Annotated in this window: 20 protein-coding genes; 10 read left to right on the top strand and 10 right to left on the bottom strand. The window is 65.9% G+C overall.

Annotation, left to right across the window (positions count from 1 at the left end):
- Positions 1 to 43: 43 nt before the first annotated feature.
- Positions 44 to 880 (top strand): DMT family transporter, encoded by an 837-nt coding sequence (locus tag BMI90_RS03035; protein WP_078525855.1) that lies wholly within the window; start codon positions 44 to 46, stop codon positions 878 to 880.
- Positions 881 to 884: 4 nt separating this feature from the next.
- On the opposite strand, the gene BMI90_RS03030 is transcribed toward BMI90_RS03035, so the two are convergent.
- The 5 genes from BMI90_RS03030 to fsa all read right to left on the bottom strand — a co-directional run bounded on the left by BMI90_RS03030 (position 885) and on the right by fsa (position 4,594).
- Entirely contained in the window at positions 885 to 1,370 is a 486-nt protein-coding gene (locus BMI90_RS03030; protein WP_078525853.1) for a hypothetical protein, read from the bottom strand.
- Positions 1,371 to 1,435: 65 nt separating this feature from the next.
- Entirely contained in the window at positions 1,436 to 2,128 is a 693-nt protein-coding gene (locus BMI90_RS03025) for a CDP-alcohol phosphatidyltransferase family protein (RefSeq protein WP_078527192.1), read from the bottom strand.
- Between the two features lie 44 nt (positions 2,129 to 2,172).
- A complete protein-coding gene (locus BMI90_RS03020) occupies positions 2,173 to 3,093 on the bottom strand; it encodes a tyrosine recombinase XerC (protein WP_078525850.1) in 921 nt (306 codons plus the stop codon).
- Entirely contained in the window at positions 3,093 to 3,797 is a 705-nt protein-coding gene (locus tag BMI90_RS03015) for a DUF484 family protein (RefSeq protein WP_078525848.1), read from the bottom strand. Before BMI90_RS03015 ends, BMI90_RS03020 begins: the two co-directional genes overlap by 1 nt.
- Before the next feature lie 143 nt (positions 3,798 to 3,940).
- Positions 3,941 to 4,594 (bottom strand): fructose-6-phosphate aldolase, encoded by a 654-nt coding sequence (gene fsa, locus BMI90_RS03010; RefSeq protein WP_078525846.1) that lies wholly within the window; start codon positions 4,592 to 4,594, stop codon positions 3,941 to 3,943.
- 158 nt (positions 4,595 to 4,752) lie between these two features.
- Between fsa and BMI90_RS03005 the strand changes: the two genes are divergently transcribed.
- Positions 4,753 to 6,942: a primosomal protein N' gene (locus BMI90_RS03005; protein WP_078525844.1), complete on the top strand. Its 2,190-nt coding sequence runs from the start codon at positions 4,753 to 4,755 to the stop codon at positions 6,940 to 6,942.
- Here the strand turns inward: BMI90_RS03005 and BMI90_RS18485 are convergent.
- From BMI90_RS18485 to BMI90_RS02980, 4 genes are all read right to left on the bottom strand, one after another.
- A complete protein-coding gene (locus tag BMI90_RS18485; protein ID WP_146671195.1) occupies positions 6,939 to 7,700 on the bottom strand; it encodes an anti-sigma factor in 762 nt (253 codons plus the stop codon). The genes BMI90_RS03005 and BMI90_RS18485 overlap by 4 nt on opposite strands.
- Positions 7,697 to 8,200: a sigma-70 family RNA polymerase sigma factor gene (locus BMI90_RS02990; RefSeq protein WP_078525838.1), complete on the bottom strand. Its 504-nt coding sequence runs from the start codon at positions 8,198 to 8,200 to the stop codon at positions 7,697 to 7,699. Before BMI90_RS02990 ends, BMI90_RS18485 begins: the two co-directional genes overlap by 4 nt.
- 12 nt (positions 8,201 to 8,212) lie before the next feature.
- Positions 8,213 to 8,593, bottom strand: a complete 381-nt coding sequence (locus BMI90_RS02985) for a hypothetical protein (RefSeq protein ID WP_078525826.1) — start codon at positions 8,591 to 8,593, stop codon at positions 8,213 to 8,215.
- A 104-nt stretch (positions 8,594 to 8,697) separates the two neighbouring features.
- Positions 8,698 to 9,762: a YeeE/YedE family protein gene (locus BMI90_RS02980; RefSeq protein ID WP_078525824.1), complete on the bottom strand. Its 1,065-nt coding sequence runs from the start codon at positions 9,760 to 9,762 to the stop codon at positions 8,698 to 8,700.
- Between the two features lie 119 nt (positions 9,763 to 9,881).
- On the opposite strand from BMI90_RS02980, the gene BMI90_RS02975 reads away from it, so the two are divergent.
- The 4 genes from BMI90_RS02975 (at position 9,882) to BMI90_RS02960 (ending at position 13,323) form a co-directional block, all read left to right on the top strand.
- Positions 9,882 to 11,117, top strand: coding sequence for an MFS transporter (locus BMI90_RS02975; RefSeq protein ID WP_078525822.1), 1,236 nt, complete (start codon positions 9,882 to 9,884; stop codon positions 11,115 to 11,117).
- Between the two features lie 58 nt (positions 11,118 to 11,175).
- Positions 11,176 to 11,820: a peptide-methionine (S)-S-oxide reductase MsrA gene (gene msrA / locus BMI90_RS02970; protein WP_078525820.1), complete on the top strand. Its 645-nt coding sequence runs from the start codon at positions 11,176 to 11,178 to the stop codon at positions 11,818 to 11,820.
- Between the two features lie 190 nt (positions 11,821 to 12,010).
- Positions 12,011 to 12,880, top strand: a complete 870-nt coding sequence (locus BMI90_RS02965; protein ID WP_078525818.1) for a 50S ribosomal protein L11 methyltransferase — start codon at positions 12,011 to 12,013, stop codon at positions 12,878 to 12,880.
- Between the two features lie 95 nt (positions 12,881 to 12,975).
- Positions 12,976 to 13,323, top strand: coding sequence for a hypothetical protein (locus BMI90_RS02960; RefSeq protein WP_078525816.1), 348 nt, complete (start codon positions 12,976 to 12,978; stop codon positions 13,321 to 13,323).
- Positions 13,324 to 13,396: 73 nt separating this feature from the next.
- Here BMI90_RS02960 and BMI90_RS02955 read toward each other — a convergent pair whose 3' ends face one another.
- Positions 13,397 to 13,582 carry a DUF1127 domain-containing protein gene (locus tag BMI90_RS02955; protein WP_078525814.1) on the bottom strand — a complete coding sequence of 62 codons (186 nt, stop codon included), beginning with the start codon at positions 13,580 to 13,582 and terminating at the stop codon, positions 13,397 to 13,399.
- Positions 13,583 to 13,798: 216 nt separating this feature from the next.
- Between BMI90_RS02955 and ruvC the strand changes: the two genes are divergently transcribed.
- From ruvC to BMI90_RS02935, 4 genes are all read left to right on the top strand, one after another.
- A complete protein-coding gene (gene ruvC, locus BMI90_RS02950; RefSeq protein WP_078525812.1) occupies positions 13,799 to 14,332 on the top strand; it encodes a crossover junction endodeoxyribonuclease RuvC in 534 nt (177 codons plus the stop codon).
- Positions 14,329 to 14,997 (top strand): Holliday junction branch migration protein RuvA, encoded by a 669-nt coding sequence (ruvA, locus tag BMI90_RS02945; RefSeq protein ID WP_078525810.1) that lies wholly within the window; start codon positions 14,329 to 14,331, stop codon positions 14,995 to 14,997. The genes ruvC and ruvA overlap by 4 nt, the downstream gene beginning before the upstream one ends.
- 85 nt (positions 14,998 to 15,082) lie before the next feature.
- Complete coding sequence (gene ruvB, locus BMI90_RS02940; RefSeq protein ID WP_078527190.1) at positions 15,083 to 16,117, top strand: Holliday junction branch migration DNA helicase RuvB; 1,035 nt, start codon at positions 15,083 to 15,085, stop codon at positions 16,115 to 16,117.
- Entirely contained in the window at positions 16,110 to 16,517 is a 408-nt protein-coding gene (locus tag BMI90_RS02935) for a group III truncated hemoglobin (RefSeq protein ID WP_078525808.1), read from the top strand. The genes ruvB and BMI90_RS02935 overlap by 8 nt, the downstream gene beginning before the upstream one ends.
- Positions 16,518 to 16,544: the final 27 nt, after the last annotated feature.

The following is a 16,544-nucleotide window of genomic DNA, read 5'->3' as shown; positions in this document are numbered from 1 at the left end:
CGCGGCTACCGATGGCGGATCGGGGATCGCGGGACGGGTCAGGATGAGCCTTTCGATCATGCTCGCGGTGCTGGGGGCGGCCTTCCTGCACGCGCTCTGGAACGCGCTGATCCGGCTGGGCGGCTCGAAGATCCGCGCCATGGTGATGCTCTCGCTGATGGAGGCGGCGGTCGGGCTCGTCGTGGCGCTGTCGCAGCCGATGCCGCGTCTCGAAGCGGTCTGGTGGATCCTCGGCGCGGGCATTGTCCATTTCGGTTACAAGTTCTTCCTTGCCCATGCCTATGAGCAGGGCGATCTGAGCCGGGTCTACCCGATCGCGCGCGGCTCCGCGCCGATGATGGTCGCGATCGTCAGCGCAGCCCTCGCGATCGATGCGATCTCGGGCATCGAATATGCGGGCATCGCGGTGCTGGGCATTGGGATCGCGCTGATGGCGCGCGGGGTCTTCACCGATGGCGAGAGCCGTCGCTTGCTGCCTTATGCGATGGGCTCGGCACTCGCCACGGCCACCTACACGCTGGTCGACGGCATCGGCGCGCGGGTCTCGGGCGAGCCGGTGGGCTATGTCGGTTGGCTGATGGTGCTGGGCGGGTTGCTCTTCGCGGCGGCGATGGTCGCGCGGCGTGGCCCGGCGATGCTGCGGGCGAGCGGGCGCGAATGGGGGATCGCTGGGCTGGGGGCAGTGGCTTCCTACGGGGCCTACGCGATCTCGATCTGGGCGATGACGCGCGCGCCGATCGCGCTGGTCGCGACGCTTCGCGAGACCTCGATCCTCTTCGCGGTGCTGATCGGTTGGCTGGTCTTCGGCGAGAAGATGCGCGCAAGCAAGGCGATCGCGGCGGTGCTGATCGTGGTGGGCATTGTGCTGACGCGGCTCTGAGGGTTCAGAACTGCGGATTTCCCTGATCGTCGCAGGCGCGCGGCATCGCCTGTTCGCCCGGTCCCCGCAGCACCAGATGGCCGGTGACGATTTGCAGCGGTGTGAAGGGCGGCTCCTGAATTGCCGGCTGGATCTGACGCAGGATATAGCAACCTCCATAAAGCCGGTTGCTGCCATCGGTCTGCTTTGAGGCCACGCTCACCGGAACGCGGGAGTAGATCGAGCCGGCAGCCCCTTCAGAGGTGACAGGGCCGATCTCGACCGACACATCTGCCGTCTCGGCATAGCCTGCTGCGAAAACGCCATAGTCTTCGCTCGGCTCGTGATGGGCGAAATAGCTCCAGGCCCGGGCGTATTGGTGCAGGGCGATCGCGTTGTAGAGGGACCGGACAAGATCGGCCGGAGTCGAGCGATTGTCGAGATAGGCGGGATCGGCCGTCGCTGCCTGCGCGGTCAGGACGACGATCAGCGAAGCGAAAAGCGGGCGCATCGGAAACCTCCTGTCTTGTCGTTCCGGGTGACCCGGATCCGGTGAGGAAAGCGCGCTCGACGGGCTTATGCACGCTCCGGGATGATCTGCTGTGCGATGCCCACGAAGAGCAGGTAGAGCGAGGTCACGATAAGTCCCCAATGCGCCCAGCTTGCCGGATCGAAATCGACCCACGCGGCCCAGCCCGCGAAGAAGGTCCACAAAAGCGCGATCGGCAGCGACAGGCCGCGCCAGCGCTGCGTGCGCACGGGATGGATGAATTTCAGCGGCAGGAACATCGCCACAGCCAGCGCGAGCACGACGATCAGGCTTGTCCAATAGCCCGGCTTGAGCGCGAAGAGCACAAGCACCAGCATGTTCCAGCATCCGGGGAATCCCGAGAAGGAATTGTCCTTCATCTTCATGCGCGTGTCGGAAAAATAGACGACGCTCGTATAGGTGATGGCGATGATCGCGAGCCAGCCCGACCAGCCCGGCAGCAAGCCCGATTTGAAAAGCGCGAAGGCCGGAATGAAGACATAGGTGAGATAATCCACGATCAGATCCATCAGCACACCGTCATAGACCGGAGCATTCGCCTTCACGTCATAGCGACGCGCCAACGGGCCATCGATTCCGTCAACGAAGAAAGCCACGACAAGCCAGAGGAACATCATGCTCCATTGGCCTTCGGCTGCAGCCAGAAGCGCGAGCATCGAGAGTACTGCGCCGGTGGCGGTCAGCAGGTGAACGAAAAGTGCTTTTATGCGGATATCCATCCGCCCCTGATGCCGCATTCGCGACGTTGGGGCAAGCGTCGCCTTCAGGCGCGCGGATGGGCCCGGTCATAGATCTCCATCAGCCGGGCGGCATCGACGGCAGTGTAGATCTGGGTCGTGCCGAGGCTCGCATGGCCCAGCAATTCCTGGATCGCGCGCAGGTCGCCTCCGGCGGCCAGAAGATGGGTCGCGAAGCTGTGACGCATCGCATGGGGGGTGGCGGTCGAGGGCAGGCCGAGCGACATCCGCGCCCGCTCCATCGCCTTCGAGATCATGCGCGGATTGAGCGCCTTCCCGCGCGCGCCGTAAAAGAGCGGCGCGCCCGACTCGCACGGGTAGGGGCAGAGGCGCACATATTCCGCCACCGCCTCGCGCGCGGCAGGCACGACCGGCACGAGCCGCTCCTTGTCGCCTTTGCCGCGAATGCGCATCACTTCTGGCAGGGGATGGGCCTCGGCGGTCAGCCCGAGCGCCTCCGAGATCCGCAAGCCGCAGCCGTAGAGCAGCGTGAGCACGGCGGCATCGCGCGCCGCGATCCAGGGCTCCATCGCCTGGGTGTCGACCTGATCGATCATATCCGCCGCGGCCGTCTCGCTGAGCGGGCGGGGCAGTTTGCGTTGATATTTCGGGCTGCGCGCCGAGAGGATGTGGCTGGCGTCGAACCCGTCGCGATCGGCGAGCCATCGGATGAAACTTTTCACCGAGGAGAGCGCCCGGGCCAGCGAGCGCGCCGAAAGGCCGCGCGTGCGTTCATGCGCCATCCAGGCGCGCATCTCCGACGGGCCGAGCGAGGCGATCCGCGCCGTTCCCAAGCTCTCGCCGTGATGGTTTTGCAGGAACCCCAGGAACCCCGCGACATCGCGCTGATAGGCGGTGAGGGTATGATCGGAGGCGTCGCGCAGTCCGCGCAGATGCGTGAGCCATTCGGCCAGCGCCGCCTGCAACCCCTCCGAGGGCGCCGCCATCACTCGAGCCAGCGGCGCATCGTGCGTTCGAATACGCCAGCGAAGAAGGCCAGAAGATCGGTGCCTTGCGAGGGTTTGAACTGATGCGGGTCTTCGGCCCCCATCACGAGCATTCCCGGCAGCCGCCCCGGTCCGAGGTCAAGCTGCATCAGCGCCTCGGAGCGCACCCAGTCCGCCGCCTCGCCATAGATCGCCTCGGACCCGGGCACGGTCTGGCGCAGCACGACGCCGCGCGGTTGTCCGCCGCGCCCGCCGCGCATGTATTCGTGGATGAAGCCCGGTTCGGCGACGCAAAGAACCTCGCCAAGCACGCGCAGTGCCGGATCGTCCTCGTTCTGGTGGCTCTCCAGCACAAGACGCACCGCATCGACGCGCAGGATCTCGGCCACCTCGGTCGAGAGGTTCTTGAGGAAGCCCTCGAACTCATGCGGGTCGAGCATCTTGAGAACGGCGCGGTGGATCTGGTTCGTACCGGCGAGATTTTCATAGGCTGCCGCGATCACCGAGCGATGGGTATCTTCGAGCCGGTCGAGCCGGGCCTCGAGACGGGCCATGGCCGCGCCGCGCAGGTCGACGATATTGCTGCCCATCGCCGACTCGTTCGCGGCGATCAGCGCGCGCATCAGGTCGCGGTCTTCGAGAATCACATCGGGGTCGGAAATGATCTTGTCGCGGAGTTGCTCCACGAGGGCCGTCTCGGTCATGCCTGTCTCGTCGCTCGGATCGGTTGTCATTTTCTCGAAGCATACACGAAGAGCGCGCCGGTGCAGTCGAAAAAATCCCCGGTTCGGGACGAAAAAGGCCCGCCGGGGGCGGGCCTTCATACCTGTCATCGCGTGTCGCGGGATCAGAGGATCTTCTGCCCCGTCGCCGCCCAGTCCTTCAGGAACTGGTCGAGACCCTTGTCGGTCAGCGGGTGGTTGGCCATCGCCTTGATCACGGCGGGCGGCGCGGTGATCACGTCGGCGCCGATGCGGCCCGCATCGGTGATGTGGTTGACCGAGCGGATCGAGGCGGCGAGGATCTGCGTCGAGAACTCATAATTGTCGTAGATCGTGCGGATGTCTTCGATCAGCTGCATCCCGTCAAGGTTGATGTCGTCGAGACGGCCGATGAAGGGCGAAATGAAGGTCGCGCCCGCCTTCGCGGCGAGGATCGCCTGCGCTGCCGAGAAGCAGAGCGTGACATTGACCATATGGCCTTCGGATGCGAAAGCCTTGCAGGCGGTCAGGCCATCCCAGGTCAGCGGAACCTTGATCGCGATATTGGGGGCGATCTTGGCGAGTTTCAGACCTTCTTCGATCATGTCCTTGGCTTCGGTCGCGACGACCTCGGCCGAGACCGGACCCGAGACCATCTCGCAGATCTCCTTGGTCACTTCGAGAATGTCACGACCCGATTTCAGGATCAGCGACGGGTTGGTGGTCACGCCATCGACCATGCCCAGATCGTTGAGCTCGCGGATCGCGGCGGTGTCAGCGGTATCGACGAAGAATTTCATGGCGGCACTCCTTGGCGGCAATCGCGAGCCTGTTAGCGCAAATGCTGCCCGCGCGAAAGGGTCGATTGCCTGCCGTTTCCGGCAGGCCCGAAAAGGGGCTCTGCCCCTCGGCCTGCAGCCTCACCCCGGGATATTTAGCGCAGTTGGAAGGCAAGGCGATGTCTGAACCGGGCTGGTTCGCACAAGGAAGCCGCGTCGCGGTTCTGACGGCCGAGCCGATCGGACGGCCGCTGGATTACCGCGCACCCGAGGGCGGCTGTCGCGAGGGTGCCTTCGTCGAGGTGCCGCTGGGCCCGCGCAAGGTTCTGGGCGTGGTCTGGGGGCCGGGCGAGGGGGGCTTCGACGCCGCCAAGCTGCGCTCGGTCTCGCGGGTCTTCGACGTGGCGCCGATGCGGGGCGAGCTGCGCGAGTTTCTGGTGCGGATGGCCGAGTACACGATGACGCCCTTGCCGCAGGTCTTGCGGCTGGCGACCCGCGCGCCGGGGCTGGGCGACCCGCCGGGGATGCGCAAGATCTACCGACTCGGGGATCAGGAGCCGGCGCGGATGACCGATGCGCGGGCGCGGGTTCTGGACGTTTTGCAGGAGCATGGCGGGGCGGGGTTTCATCTGGGCGAGCTGGCGCATCTGGCCGGGGTGACGACGCAGGTGGTGAAGGGGCTGGTGAAGACCGGCGCGCTGATCGAGGCCGAGGTTCCCCGCGATCTGCCCTTTCCGCGGCTCGATCCGGATCTGCCCGGCAAGGAGTTGTCCGAGGCGCAGGCCGCGGCGGCGGAAGCCCTGCGCGCGGGCTGCGGGGGCTATTCGACGACGCTCCTGAAAGGGGTGACGGGCTCGGGCAAGACCGAGGTCTATCTGGAAGCGGTCGCGGAGTGTCTGCGCAAGGGGCGGCAGGCGCTCGTGCTTTTGCCCGAGATCGCGCTGAGTTCGGAGTTCCTCTCGCGGGTCGAGGCGCGGTTCGGCGCGTTGCCCGGAGAGTGGCATTCCGGGGTGACCCAATCCGAGCGGCGCAGGCTGTGGAAGGCCTGCGGGGCGGGCGAGGTGCAGCTGGTGGTGGGCGCACGTTCGGCGCTGTTCCTGCCCTTCCGCGATCTGGGGCTGATCGTTGTCGATGAGGAACATGACAGTTCCTACAAGCAGGAGGAGGGCGTTCTGTACAACGCGCGCGACATGGCGGTGCTGCGCGCTTCGGGCTGTTCGGCGCAGGTGGTGCTGGCCTCGGCGACGCCGAGCCTCGAGACCTGGGCCAATGCTGAGGGCGGGAAATACAAACGGCTCGATCTCGGCGCGCGGTTCGGCACGGCGGAGCTACCCGAGATGGCGGCGATCGACATGCGCGACGAGGCGATCGAGAGCGCGCATTGGATCGGGCCGACGCTGGTGAAAGAGGTCGTTTCGCGGATCGCGCTCGGCCAGCAGGCGATGCTGTTTCTCAACCGTCGCGGCTATGCGCCGGTCACGATCTGCCGGGCCTGCGGGCATCAGATCGGCTGCGATCATTGCGATGCGCGGATGGTGGAGCACCGGTTCCTCAAGCGCCTCGTCTGCCATCAATGCGGCGAGACGAAGCCGATCCCGACCAAATGCCCGAGCTGCGAGGTGGAGGGGAAACTGGCGCCGGTCGGGCCGGGGGTCGAACGGCTGGCCGAAGAGGTCGCCGAGCGCTTTCCCGATGCGCGGGTGGCGGTACTGTCCTCGGATCTCTTCGGCTCTGCCCGCGCGCTCAAGGAGAAGATCGCCGAGATCGCCGAGGGGGAGGCCGATATCATCATCGGCACGCAGATCGTGGCGAAGGGGCATAACTTTCCGCGCCTGACCCTTGTGGGCGTGATCGATGCCGATCTGGGGTTGCAGGGCTCGGACCTGCGCGCGGCGGAGAAGACTTTCCAGCTGATGCGGCAGGTGGCGGGCCGTGCGGGGCGGGCCGAGGAAAAGGGCGTGGCGCTTTTGCAGACCTATCAGCCCGAGCACCCGGTGATCCGCGCGATCCTCGGCGGTGACGAGGAAGCGTTCTGGGCGCAGGAGGCCGCCGCGCGTCAGGCGCAAGGCGTGCCGCCTTACGGGCGGATGGCCGGGATCATCCTGTCGGGGCCGGATCTTCAGCCGCTTTTCGAGATCGGCAATCATCTTGCGCGCAACGACGCGGCGCTGCGCCGGATCGGGGCGCAGGTCTTCGGCCCCGCGCCTGCGCCGATTGCGCGGGTGCGCGGGCGGCATCGGGTGCGGATGCTGGTGAAGGCCGAGAAGGGCGCGCCGTTGCAGGCGGCACTCAAGGGCTGGTTGAAGGGGCTGAAACTGCCGCCCAATGCGCGGCTCGCGGTGGATATCGACCCGCAGAGTTTCCTCTAGATCAGCTGCTCATAGGCGGCGGTGGCGATCTTGCGCAGCGCGTCCCGGCTGATGTCGCCGACGAGCGCATAGCCGAACGGGCCGTCGACCCACCAGAAACCGCTCTCGCGACCCTCGTCGAAGAAGCGGAAGGCGGTGTTGTCCTCGCCTTGCGCGCGTTGTGTGACGTAGAGGGTGATGCGCTGGCCAAGGTTGTTTTCATACATGAATTGCGCGGCCGTGCCGGGCTCGCCGGGCAGGACGCGCCCGCCCATGAGCCGGAAGCCCAGCGTGGCGAAATCGGGGGCGTGGATCGGATGGCCGAGCCGTTTCGAGACCCAGGAGGTCAGATGCGCCGCGTCGCTTGCGGGGACCTCGACTGGGTGGACGACTTCGGTGACATAGGTGCGATAGGCCGTGGTCGCGGCCTGCGCGAGCGATGTGCCGGGCTGCGGCGTGGTGGGGCCATGCGCGAGCCAGCCGCCCGCGGCGCCGAGCGCCAGCAGGGCGACGGCGGCGGCGATTCTGGAGAGACCGAAGGTCCACGCGGGGGGCGGCGCGGGAGAATTGCGCGCCTCGGCAATCACCGCGCGGAGCCGTTCGGGCACGGGCTCCGAGGCCGGGTCGCCGAAGGCTTGCGCAAGTGCCGCATCCTGGGCTGCCCAATCGGCGAGCCGGGTGCGGGCCTCGGGGTCGCCTGCCAGCCGGGCTTCGACGCGCGCACACGCCGCCGCATCCAGCGCGCCTGCGTGATAGGCGAGAAGCTCTTCGTCGTTCATCTCTGGATGCCTTTCGTCTTTGCTGTGCGCCCGGTCATCTCGCGCAATGTCTCACGCGCGCGAGCGAGGCGCGACATCAATGTGCCCTTCGGAATTTCGAGCGCCAGCGCCGCTTCGTCGAAGCTGAACCCTTCGAGCGCCACGAGCAGGAGCGCGCGGCGCTGATCCTCGGGCAGGCGCGCCATTGCGGCGCGCACCTCATTCAGCGCCAGATGATCTTCTTGCGCGGCGGGCTGGCCTGGCTCGGGGTAGAGATCGTCCACCGGAACCAGATGACCGGGGCGGGGCGCGCGGCGTTGCAGGTCGCGCAGCCGGTTGAGCAGGATCCGGAACAGCCAAGCGCGCAGCGGGCCTTCGCCGCGCCAGTCGCGGCGCCGGGCCACCGCGCGCTCCAGGCAATCCTGGACGAGATCGTCAGCCGCGTCGGCATCGCGCAGCAACGCACGCGCATATCGACGCAGAGCGGGGATTTCGGCTTCGATCTCGTCCAGAACCGGCATGGTGTCCTCGCGTCAGGGCCGCGCGAGGTGCCATACACCATTGACGCCATCGCCCGTCAGATCGCCCGGTTTCGCGTCCTTGAACCACGCATAGAGCGGTTTGCCCTTGTAGCTCCATTGCAGCGTGCCGTCATCACGGGCGATGATCGCGTAGTCGCCGGTGGGCTTGTCGTCTGCCGAGGCGGCCATTGGCGGCCATTTGGTGGCGCACTCGCCATTGCAGGCCGAGCGGCCATTGGCGTCCTTGTCGAAGACATAGAGGGTCATCCCGGCGTCATCGGTCAGGATCTCGCCCTTGCCGCTTGCGGCGGTCATCGTCGGGGCGGCAGCGGCCAGCGCGGCGGGAAGGCACAGCGCCATTGCCAGCGGTAGGGTCAGGGAACGGAAGGTCATCTCGTGGCTCCTTGTCGGTGATGCGTATCAGGCCCGTTTCCGTCGGACCCGATAGCAATGACGCGACGGGCGCGGGAATAATCCCGCAGCCACGAAAAAAAGTTTCAGCAGGCCTCGGCAGGCGCCATGGACCGTTGGTCGAGCAGGAAATCGGTGAGCATCGCGCCGATCCACATGCAGAAGAGCGCCAGCCATGCCGTGCCCGCGAGAACCGAGGTGCCCGTGACGCCGTTGCCGATCGCGCAACCGCCCGCGAGCATTGCGCCGAAGCCCATCAGGACAGCGCCGATCATCGAGCGCCGCATCACCGGCACGGAATCGAACGCCTGCCAAGCGAACTGGCGCGCGGCGAGCGAGCTGAGGAAGGCGCCGAGAACCACGCCCGGCACGAGGCCCACGTCAAACTCCAGAACGGCGCCGCGATCGAGGAAGAACAGAAGCGTGTTGGCAGAGGGGCCGGAGAAGGTGACCGAGTTGACGGGGACCGGCTCGAAGGCGACCTGGCTGAGGGTGAAGGTCAGAACCCAGCCAACGGCCACGGAAAAGCCGACGCCCGAAGCGAAGATCCAAGTCTTCACACCGATCTGGTTGCGCGCGGCGAGATACATGCCCGCCACGGCGAATACGATGCCCACGGCAAGCCCCGTCCAGTCGGGCAGGTGCAGTGCGGAGAGGATATTCACGTTCTCCGCCCCGGTGATCCAAAGGCCCGCGAGCTTGTCGCGCACGGGCGCGAGGATGCCCTTGAGGCTCATCGTGGCGGTCACGGCAAAGATCAGCCCGGAGACGACGGAGCGCAGGTTGCCCGTGGCGGCCAGAACCAGCAGGCGGCCCGAACAGCCGCGCGAAAGCACCATGCCCACGCCGAAGAGAAGCCCGCCGATGATCGCGCCCGACCACGAACCCGGCACCGACATCACCCGGCTGTCGGCCTGACGGAACAGGCCCAGTAGCTGCGCCGATTGAACCCAGACGAGCGCGGTCGAGAATGTCAGGAACCAGACCGCGACCTTACCGCCGAGCTTGCCGCGGGCGAATTCCACCGTCGCCGCGCGCAGGCAAAAGTTCGAGCGCTGGGCGGCAACGCCGAAAATGAGGCCGGTGATCAGTCCGAAGAGCGCCGCCGTGGGCCCCTCGCCAATCCGTTCGACAAGCTCGATGATGTCCATGACAATCCTCCCGTTCGCATCCGGGCTGATGCCAGATTTTGCACCAATGCACATTGATCTGTATCAGAATGCACCTTTGTATCCTTGCCCGAACGTCAGGCATCGCGTCTAAGGTCTGCATGATCAAACTGCGTGACGTTCATCTCGACGAGGCCCACACCCTGCCGCGCTGGCGCAGGCCCGAGGCCCTTCTTTACGTCATGGCGGCGGCGATGCCGATCTCGTTTGCCACCTGGTCGGCGCTCTTGAACAACTTCGTCATCGACGTGGTGAATTTCGACGGGGTCGATATCGGCTGGCTGCAGAGCTTCCGCGAAGTGCCGGGGTTCCTTGCGATCGGGGTGATCGTGGTACTCTGGGTGATGCGCGAGCAGACATTGGCAATCCTGTCACTGCTGCTGCTGGGCGCGGCAACGGCGGTGACCGCGCTTTTCCCGAGCTTCGCCGGACTGATCATCGTGACGCTGCTCTCCTCGATCGGGTTTCACTATTTCCAGGCGGTGAATCAGTCGCTCCAGCTGCAATGGATCGACAAGTCGGAGGCGCCGCAGACGCTGGGACGGATCGTGGCGATCGGCTCGGGCGCGTCGCTCGCGGCCTATGCGCTGCTGGTGCTGACCTGGAAGACCTTCAACCTCAGCTACGAATTCGTCTATGCGGCGGCGGGGCTGACGACGATGGTGATGATCGGGGCCGCGGCGCTGATCTATCCGCAATTCCACACCCGCGAGCCGCAATCGAAGAAATTCGTGCTGCGCAAGCGCTACTGGCTCTATTACGCGATCACCTTCATGGCGGGGGCGCGGCGGCAGATCTTCGTCGTCTTCGCGGCCTTCATGATGGTCGAGCGGTTTGGCCTGCGGGTCGATGAGATCTCGGCGCTGTTCCTGATCAATTTCGCGGTCAACATGGCGGCTGCTCCTGCGATGGGTCGCTTCGTGGGCCGCTTCGGGGAGCGCCGCGCGCTGGTCTTCGAATATTCGGGCCTGACGCTGCTGTTTCTTGCATATGGCGGGATCTATTGGTTCGGCTGGGGGCTGTGGCTGGCCGCCGCGCTTTACGTGATCGACCATCTGCTGTTCGCGCTGGCCTTCGCGCAGAAGACCTATTTCCAGAAGATCTGCGATCCGCAGGACATCGCGCCGACCGCCGCCGTGGCCTTCACGATCAACCATATCGCCGCCGTGTTCCTGCCCGCGACGCTGGGCTATCTCTGGATGGTCTCGCCCGGAGCGGTGTTCGGGCTGGCAGCCGGGATGGCCGTGGTCTCGCTGGGGCTCGCGCTTCTGGTGCCGCGTCACCCCTCGAAGGGCTATGAGACGGTGTTGCAAGGCCTCGGCCCGGTGCCTGCCTGATCTGGAAATCCCCCCGCGCCCGGCCTATCTGAGAGGGGCGCGAATAGGGAGATCCGCCATGCTGTTTGGAAAACCTGCCACCATCCCGTCGAAATCCGAGGCGCTTCCGGGCCGCCCCGAGGCGATGCCTCTGGCAGAGCCGCATTTCCTCTGGGGCCGCGACCTGCGCAGCCCCGTCCCCGAGGGCATGGAAGAGGCGGTGTTCGGCATGGGCTGTTTCTGGGGCGTCGAGCGGATCTTCTGGAACACCGACGGGGTCTGGCTGAGCATGGTCGGCTATGCGGGCGGTCACACGCCCAACCCCACCTATCGCGAGGTCTGCACAGGCATGACCGGCCATAACGAGGTGGTGCGCGTGATCTATGACCCCGCCAAGGTTTCGTATGACGACCTGCTGCGGGTGTTCTGGGAAAACCACGACCCCACGCAAGGCATGCGCCAGGGCAATGATCGCGGCACGCAGTATCGCTCGGGCATCTACACCTACACCCCCGCACAGGCCGAAGCGGCCGAGGCCTCGCGCGCCGCCTATGCCGAGCGCCTTTCGCAGGCTGGCTATGGCGCGATCACCACCGAGATCATCGACGCCCCGCCCTTCTATTACGCCGAGGATTACCATCAGCAATATCTGGAGAAGAACCCCGCCGGTTATTGTGGCATTGGCGGAACCGGCGTGAGCTGCCCGATCGGGCTCAAGGCCTGATCCCTTCTTCTTGATCAAAATATCCCGGGGGGTGAGGCGGGATTTGCAGCCTTCCAGTGGAAGGACGCCCGCCGAACGCTCGGGTCGCGCAAGCGAAGGGCCCGCAGGAGCAGGGCAGTGCCCCTCCCGCGCTTGACGCGTCTCGCCTGCGGCCCTAATCCCGGCGCAACCCATCCCGAGGAGCGCGCCCATGACCACCTTCACCGCCTTCACCACGCTGGCCAGTCGCGACGCGGCCGAAGCGCTGTCGCAGCGGCTCGAGGATCTGGACCCCGGCCCCTACGGCACCGGCGTGTTCGAGATCGAGGACGGGTCGGGGCGCTACGAGGTGTCGGGCTATTTTCTCGAGGAACCCGACGGGGTCGCACTTGACCTGCTGGCGATCGCCCATGGCGCACAGCCCTTCGCGGTCTCGGAACTGCCCGAAACCGATTGGGTCGCCCATGTCCGGCGTGAGCTCGCTCCGGTGCAGGCGGGTCGCTTCTTCCTCTATGGCAGCCACGATGCAGACAAGGTGCCCGCCGATGCGGTGGCGCTGCGCATCGACGCGGCGATGGCCTTCGGGACCGGCCATCACGGGACGACCTCGGGCTGCCTGAGCGCGCTCGATCAGCTCGCCGCCGAAGGCCATGCTTTCCACAAGGTCGCGGATATCGGTTGCGGCACGGCGGTGCTGGCGATGGCGGCCGCAAAGCTTTGGCCCGATCCGGTTCTGGCCTCCGATATCGATCCCGTCGCGGTCGAGACTGCGGCGGCCAATGTCGCGATGAACGGTCTCGAAGGCCGCGTGATCTGTCTCGAGGCAGCGGGGTTCAACCATGAGCGCCTCGAACAGGCCGCGCCCTATGACCTGATTTTCGCCAACATCCTGAAGGGGCCGCTCGTGGCGCTTGCTCCCGACATGGCCCGTCATTGTGCCGAATCGGGCTTCGTCATCCTGAGCGGTTTGCTCAACGAGCAGGCCGATGAGGTGATCGCCGCCTATGAGGCGCAGGGCTTTGTTCTCTATTCGCGGAAGGAGTTTGGCGAATGGACGACATTGGTGATGCGGCGCGGATAATCTGCCACAAATTTGCTCAGATTGAGGTAAGATTCGGTTTACCCTGTTCTCGTAGGCTCCGGTTGGTCGGGCTTTAAGTGTCAGTGAGAACAGCGATGCGCGATCCTCAGTTCAACGAGTTTGAAAAACGCCTGCACCGGATCGACCAGATCCATCAAGCCGGCGGCGCCTTCGAGGCCAGTGGCTCGCTCGGGCGCAGCTATTTCGACTCCGTTCGCCCCAAGGCCCGCCGCGCTCTTCCGCTGCGCGGGGTCGCTCTGGTGCTTGCCGGAGCGCTGCTCTTCAAGGGGCTGATGCTGGCAGAGATCGGCCAGCAGGATTACAACGCTCGTGTGGCCAGTCTCGCGGATGGCTCGATCTTCGAGCGGATCGGCGCTTGGGTGATGCATGCGGATGCGGCAACGCAGGCTATTGCCGGGGTTATCTGGCCGCTCTTGCATTGAATTTCTTCATCGTGGCATGAAAAAGGGCCGCGCCGTTGCCGACGCAGCCCTTTTCGCATCGCCAGACGGCGGTTCAGCGCATGCGCGCGACGTCGAACCGGGTCAGGCCGATATCTTCGAGAGCGCGGTCGGAAAGTTTCGACAGCGCCTTGCGGGTCACGCGAGCATCGTTCCAATCATGGAGCGCGGCGATCACCGAGGAGAAGAAGCCCGGGCGCGCATTGCGCGACATACGGGCGTGGATATCGATCGAGGACATGGGGAGGTTCCTTCGTTCACAAACTGCTCAAGTTTCGGTCATTTCATGTTCTTATGCGCAAATAAGGTGGGCGGTTTGTGAAAACAATCGCCGTTTCGGCAGCCCCGCCATGCAGGATTCGCATGTGACGATCAGGGGTCCCGTGCATTCCTCTGGCCGATGTTCCCTTTTCGTGCTAATCGTGGCGCAACGAAAACGAAACGGGGCACGGGCTGGATGCGGGTGATCGGGATCGATCCGGGATTGCGCAACCTTGGTTGGGGCGTGATCGAGATGGAAGGCTCGCGGCTACGCCATGTCGCGAACGGAATTCTCCATTCCGAAGGCAAGGATCTGGCAAAGCGTCTGCTGGTATTGCACGAGGGGCTGGTGGCGGTGATCGCCACCCATGCGCCTGAAGCCGCGGCGGTGGAGCAGACCTTCGTCAACAAGGATGCGGTGGCCACGCTGAAGCTCGGTCAGGCGCGCGGCATCGCGCTTCTGGCACCCGCGCAGGCGGGGCTGGAGGTCGGCGAATACGCCCCCAACGCGATCAAGAAGACTGTCGTCGGCGTCGGTCATGCCGACAAGGTCCAGGTGCAACACATGGTGCGCCACCAGCTTCCCGGGGTGCAGTTCGAGGGAGCGGACGCCGCCGATGCGCTGGCCATCGCGATCTGCCACGCCTTCCACCTGCAATCGGCGGCCCGGATGGGGGCAGCGCAGCTGTCGCGGGCGGCTCTGGGCGTAACGCAACGGAGGCGCGCATGATCGGCCGCATCGCAGGGGTCATTATCCACCGCGCGCTCGATCACGTGATGATCGACGTGCGCGGCGTGGGCTATATCGTCCATGTCAGCCAGCGCACCGCGCAATCGCTGCCGCCCGTGGGCGAGGCCTGCGCGCTCTATACCGATCTTCTGGTGCGCGAGGATCTGCTGCAGCTCTTCGGCTTCCCGACGCTGCTGGAGAAGGAATGGCACCGGCTTCTGACCTCGGTGCAGGGGATCGGCGCGAAAGCCTCGCTTGCGATCCTCGGGACGCTCGGCGCCGAAGGTCTGGGCCGCGCGATTGCGCTGGGGGACTGGTCGGCGGTGAAATCCGCCCCCGGCGTCGGCCCGAAACTCGCGCAGCGCGTGGTGATGGAACTGAAAGAGAAAGCTCCGACGGTGATGGCGATGGGCGCGGAGCTGACCGTCGATGCCGCCCCCGAGGTGATCGAGGATGCGCCGGTGAAAAGACCGGCGAAGAAACCCTCCCCCACTGCGCAGCCCAAGGTCAATTTCACCGCCGAGGCGATCTCGGCGCTGACCAATCTCGGCTATAGCCCTTCCGATGCGGCGGGCGCGGTCGCGCGGGCCAGCGATGACCCGGATGTCACCGACACCGCGAAATTGATCCGCGCTGCCTTGCGGCTCCTTGCCCCGAAAGACTGATGCCTTCGAATTGGTCCAAATATCCCGGGGTGCGGGGCAGAGCCCCGCTTGCCCAGCCCCGCCAAAGGCGCGACAGTAAATGACGATGAGCGAACCCGATCCCACGCTGCGGCCCGACCGCCTGCCCGAAGATGCCGACCGCGCCCTGCGCCCGCAGGCGCTCGAGGAATTCGTGGGTCAGGCCGAGGCGCGCGCCAATCTCCGCGTCTTCATCGAGAGCGCGAAGATGCGGTCTCAGGCGATGGATCACACGCTGTTTCACGGGCCACCGGGCTTGGGCAAGACGACGCTTGCGCAGATCATGGCGCGCGAGCTGGGCGTGAATTTCAAGATGACCTCGGGGCCGGTGCTTGCGAAAGCGGGCGATCTGGCCGCGATCCTCACCAATCTCGAAGCGCGCGATGTGCTCTTCATCGACGAGATCCACCGCCTGAACCCGGCGGTCGAAGAAGTGCTCTACCCGGCGATGGAGGATTTCGAGCTGGACCTCGTGATCGGCGAAGGGCCGGCCGCGCGCACCGTGCGGATCGAGTTGCAGCCCTTCACGCTGGTCGGCGCGACCACCCGGCTTGGCCTGCTGACCACGCCGCTGCGCGACCGCTTCGGCATTCCGACCCGGCTGCAATTCTACACCGAGGATGAGCTGGATCTGATCGTGACACGCGGCGCGCGGCTTCTCGGGCTGCCCTCCGATCCCGAAGGCACCCGCGAGATCGCCAAGCGCGCCCGCGGCACCCCGCGCATCGCCGGACGGCTCCTGCGCCGGGTCGTCGATTTCGCGCTGGTCGAAGGCGATGGGCGGCTGACGCGCGCCATCGCCGACAGGGCGCTGACGCGGCTTGGCGTCGACAATCTCGGCCTCGACGGGGCGGACCGGCGCTACATGATGCTGATGGCGGAGCATTACGGCGGTGGCCCGGTGGGGGTGGAGACGCTCTCGGCGGCGCTGTCGGAAAGCCGCGACGCGATCGAGGAGGTGATCGAGCCCTACCTGCTGCAGCAAGGCCTGATCAGCCGCACCCCGCGTGGGCGGATGCTTGGCGCGCGGGCGTGGCGGCATCTGGGGCTGGAGGCGCCGAAGCCCGCCACCCCGCAAACAGACCTGTTCGGCGATGGCTGACCCGCTGGCCCGTTTCGAGGTATCGGAGGAGGAGATCGACCGGGTCGTCGCCCGGTTCTACGAACGGGTGCGCGCGCATTCGATGCTTGGACCGGTCTTCGCCGTGCATGTCGACGATTGGCCCGCGCACGAGGCGAAGGTCGCGCGATTCTGGAAGAACGCGATCCTGCGCAAGCCGGGTTACGATGGCTCGCCCATGCAGGTGCATCGTGCGGCGGGCAATGTGCGCCCGGGCATGTTCTCGGCCTGGCTGGCGGAGTTCGACAAGGTCTTGCGCGCGGAACTGGACCCGGCGCAGGCCGAGGGATGGTCGGCTCTCGCCCATCGGATCGGCAGGAGTCTGCGTCAGGGCGTAGTCGAGCGTGAAACCTTTGCGGGCGGCATTCCGAAGCTGAAATGAGGCAAGGGGGCTCCGCCCCCGCTGGCT

The sequence above is a fragment of the Thioclava sp. L04-15 genome (genome assembly GCF_002020275.1).
In the GTDB taxonomy this organism is placed as follows: Bacteria; Pseudomonadota; Alphaproteobacteria; order Rhodobacterales; family Rhodobacteraceae; genus Thioclava; species Thioclava marina.
The sequence above is the reverse complement of the archived record's forward strand: the minus strand, read 5'-3'. Positions and strand labels throughout refer to the sequence as shown.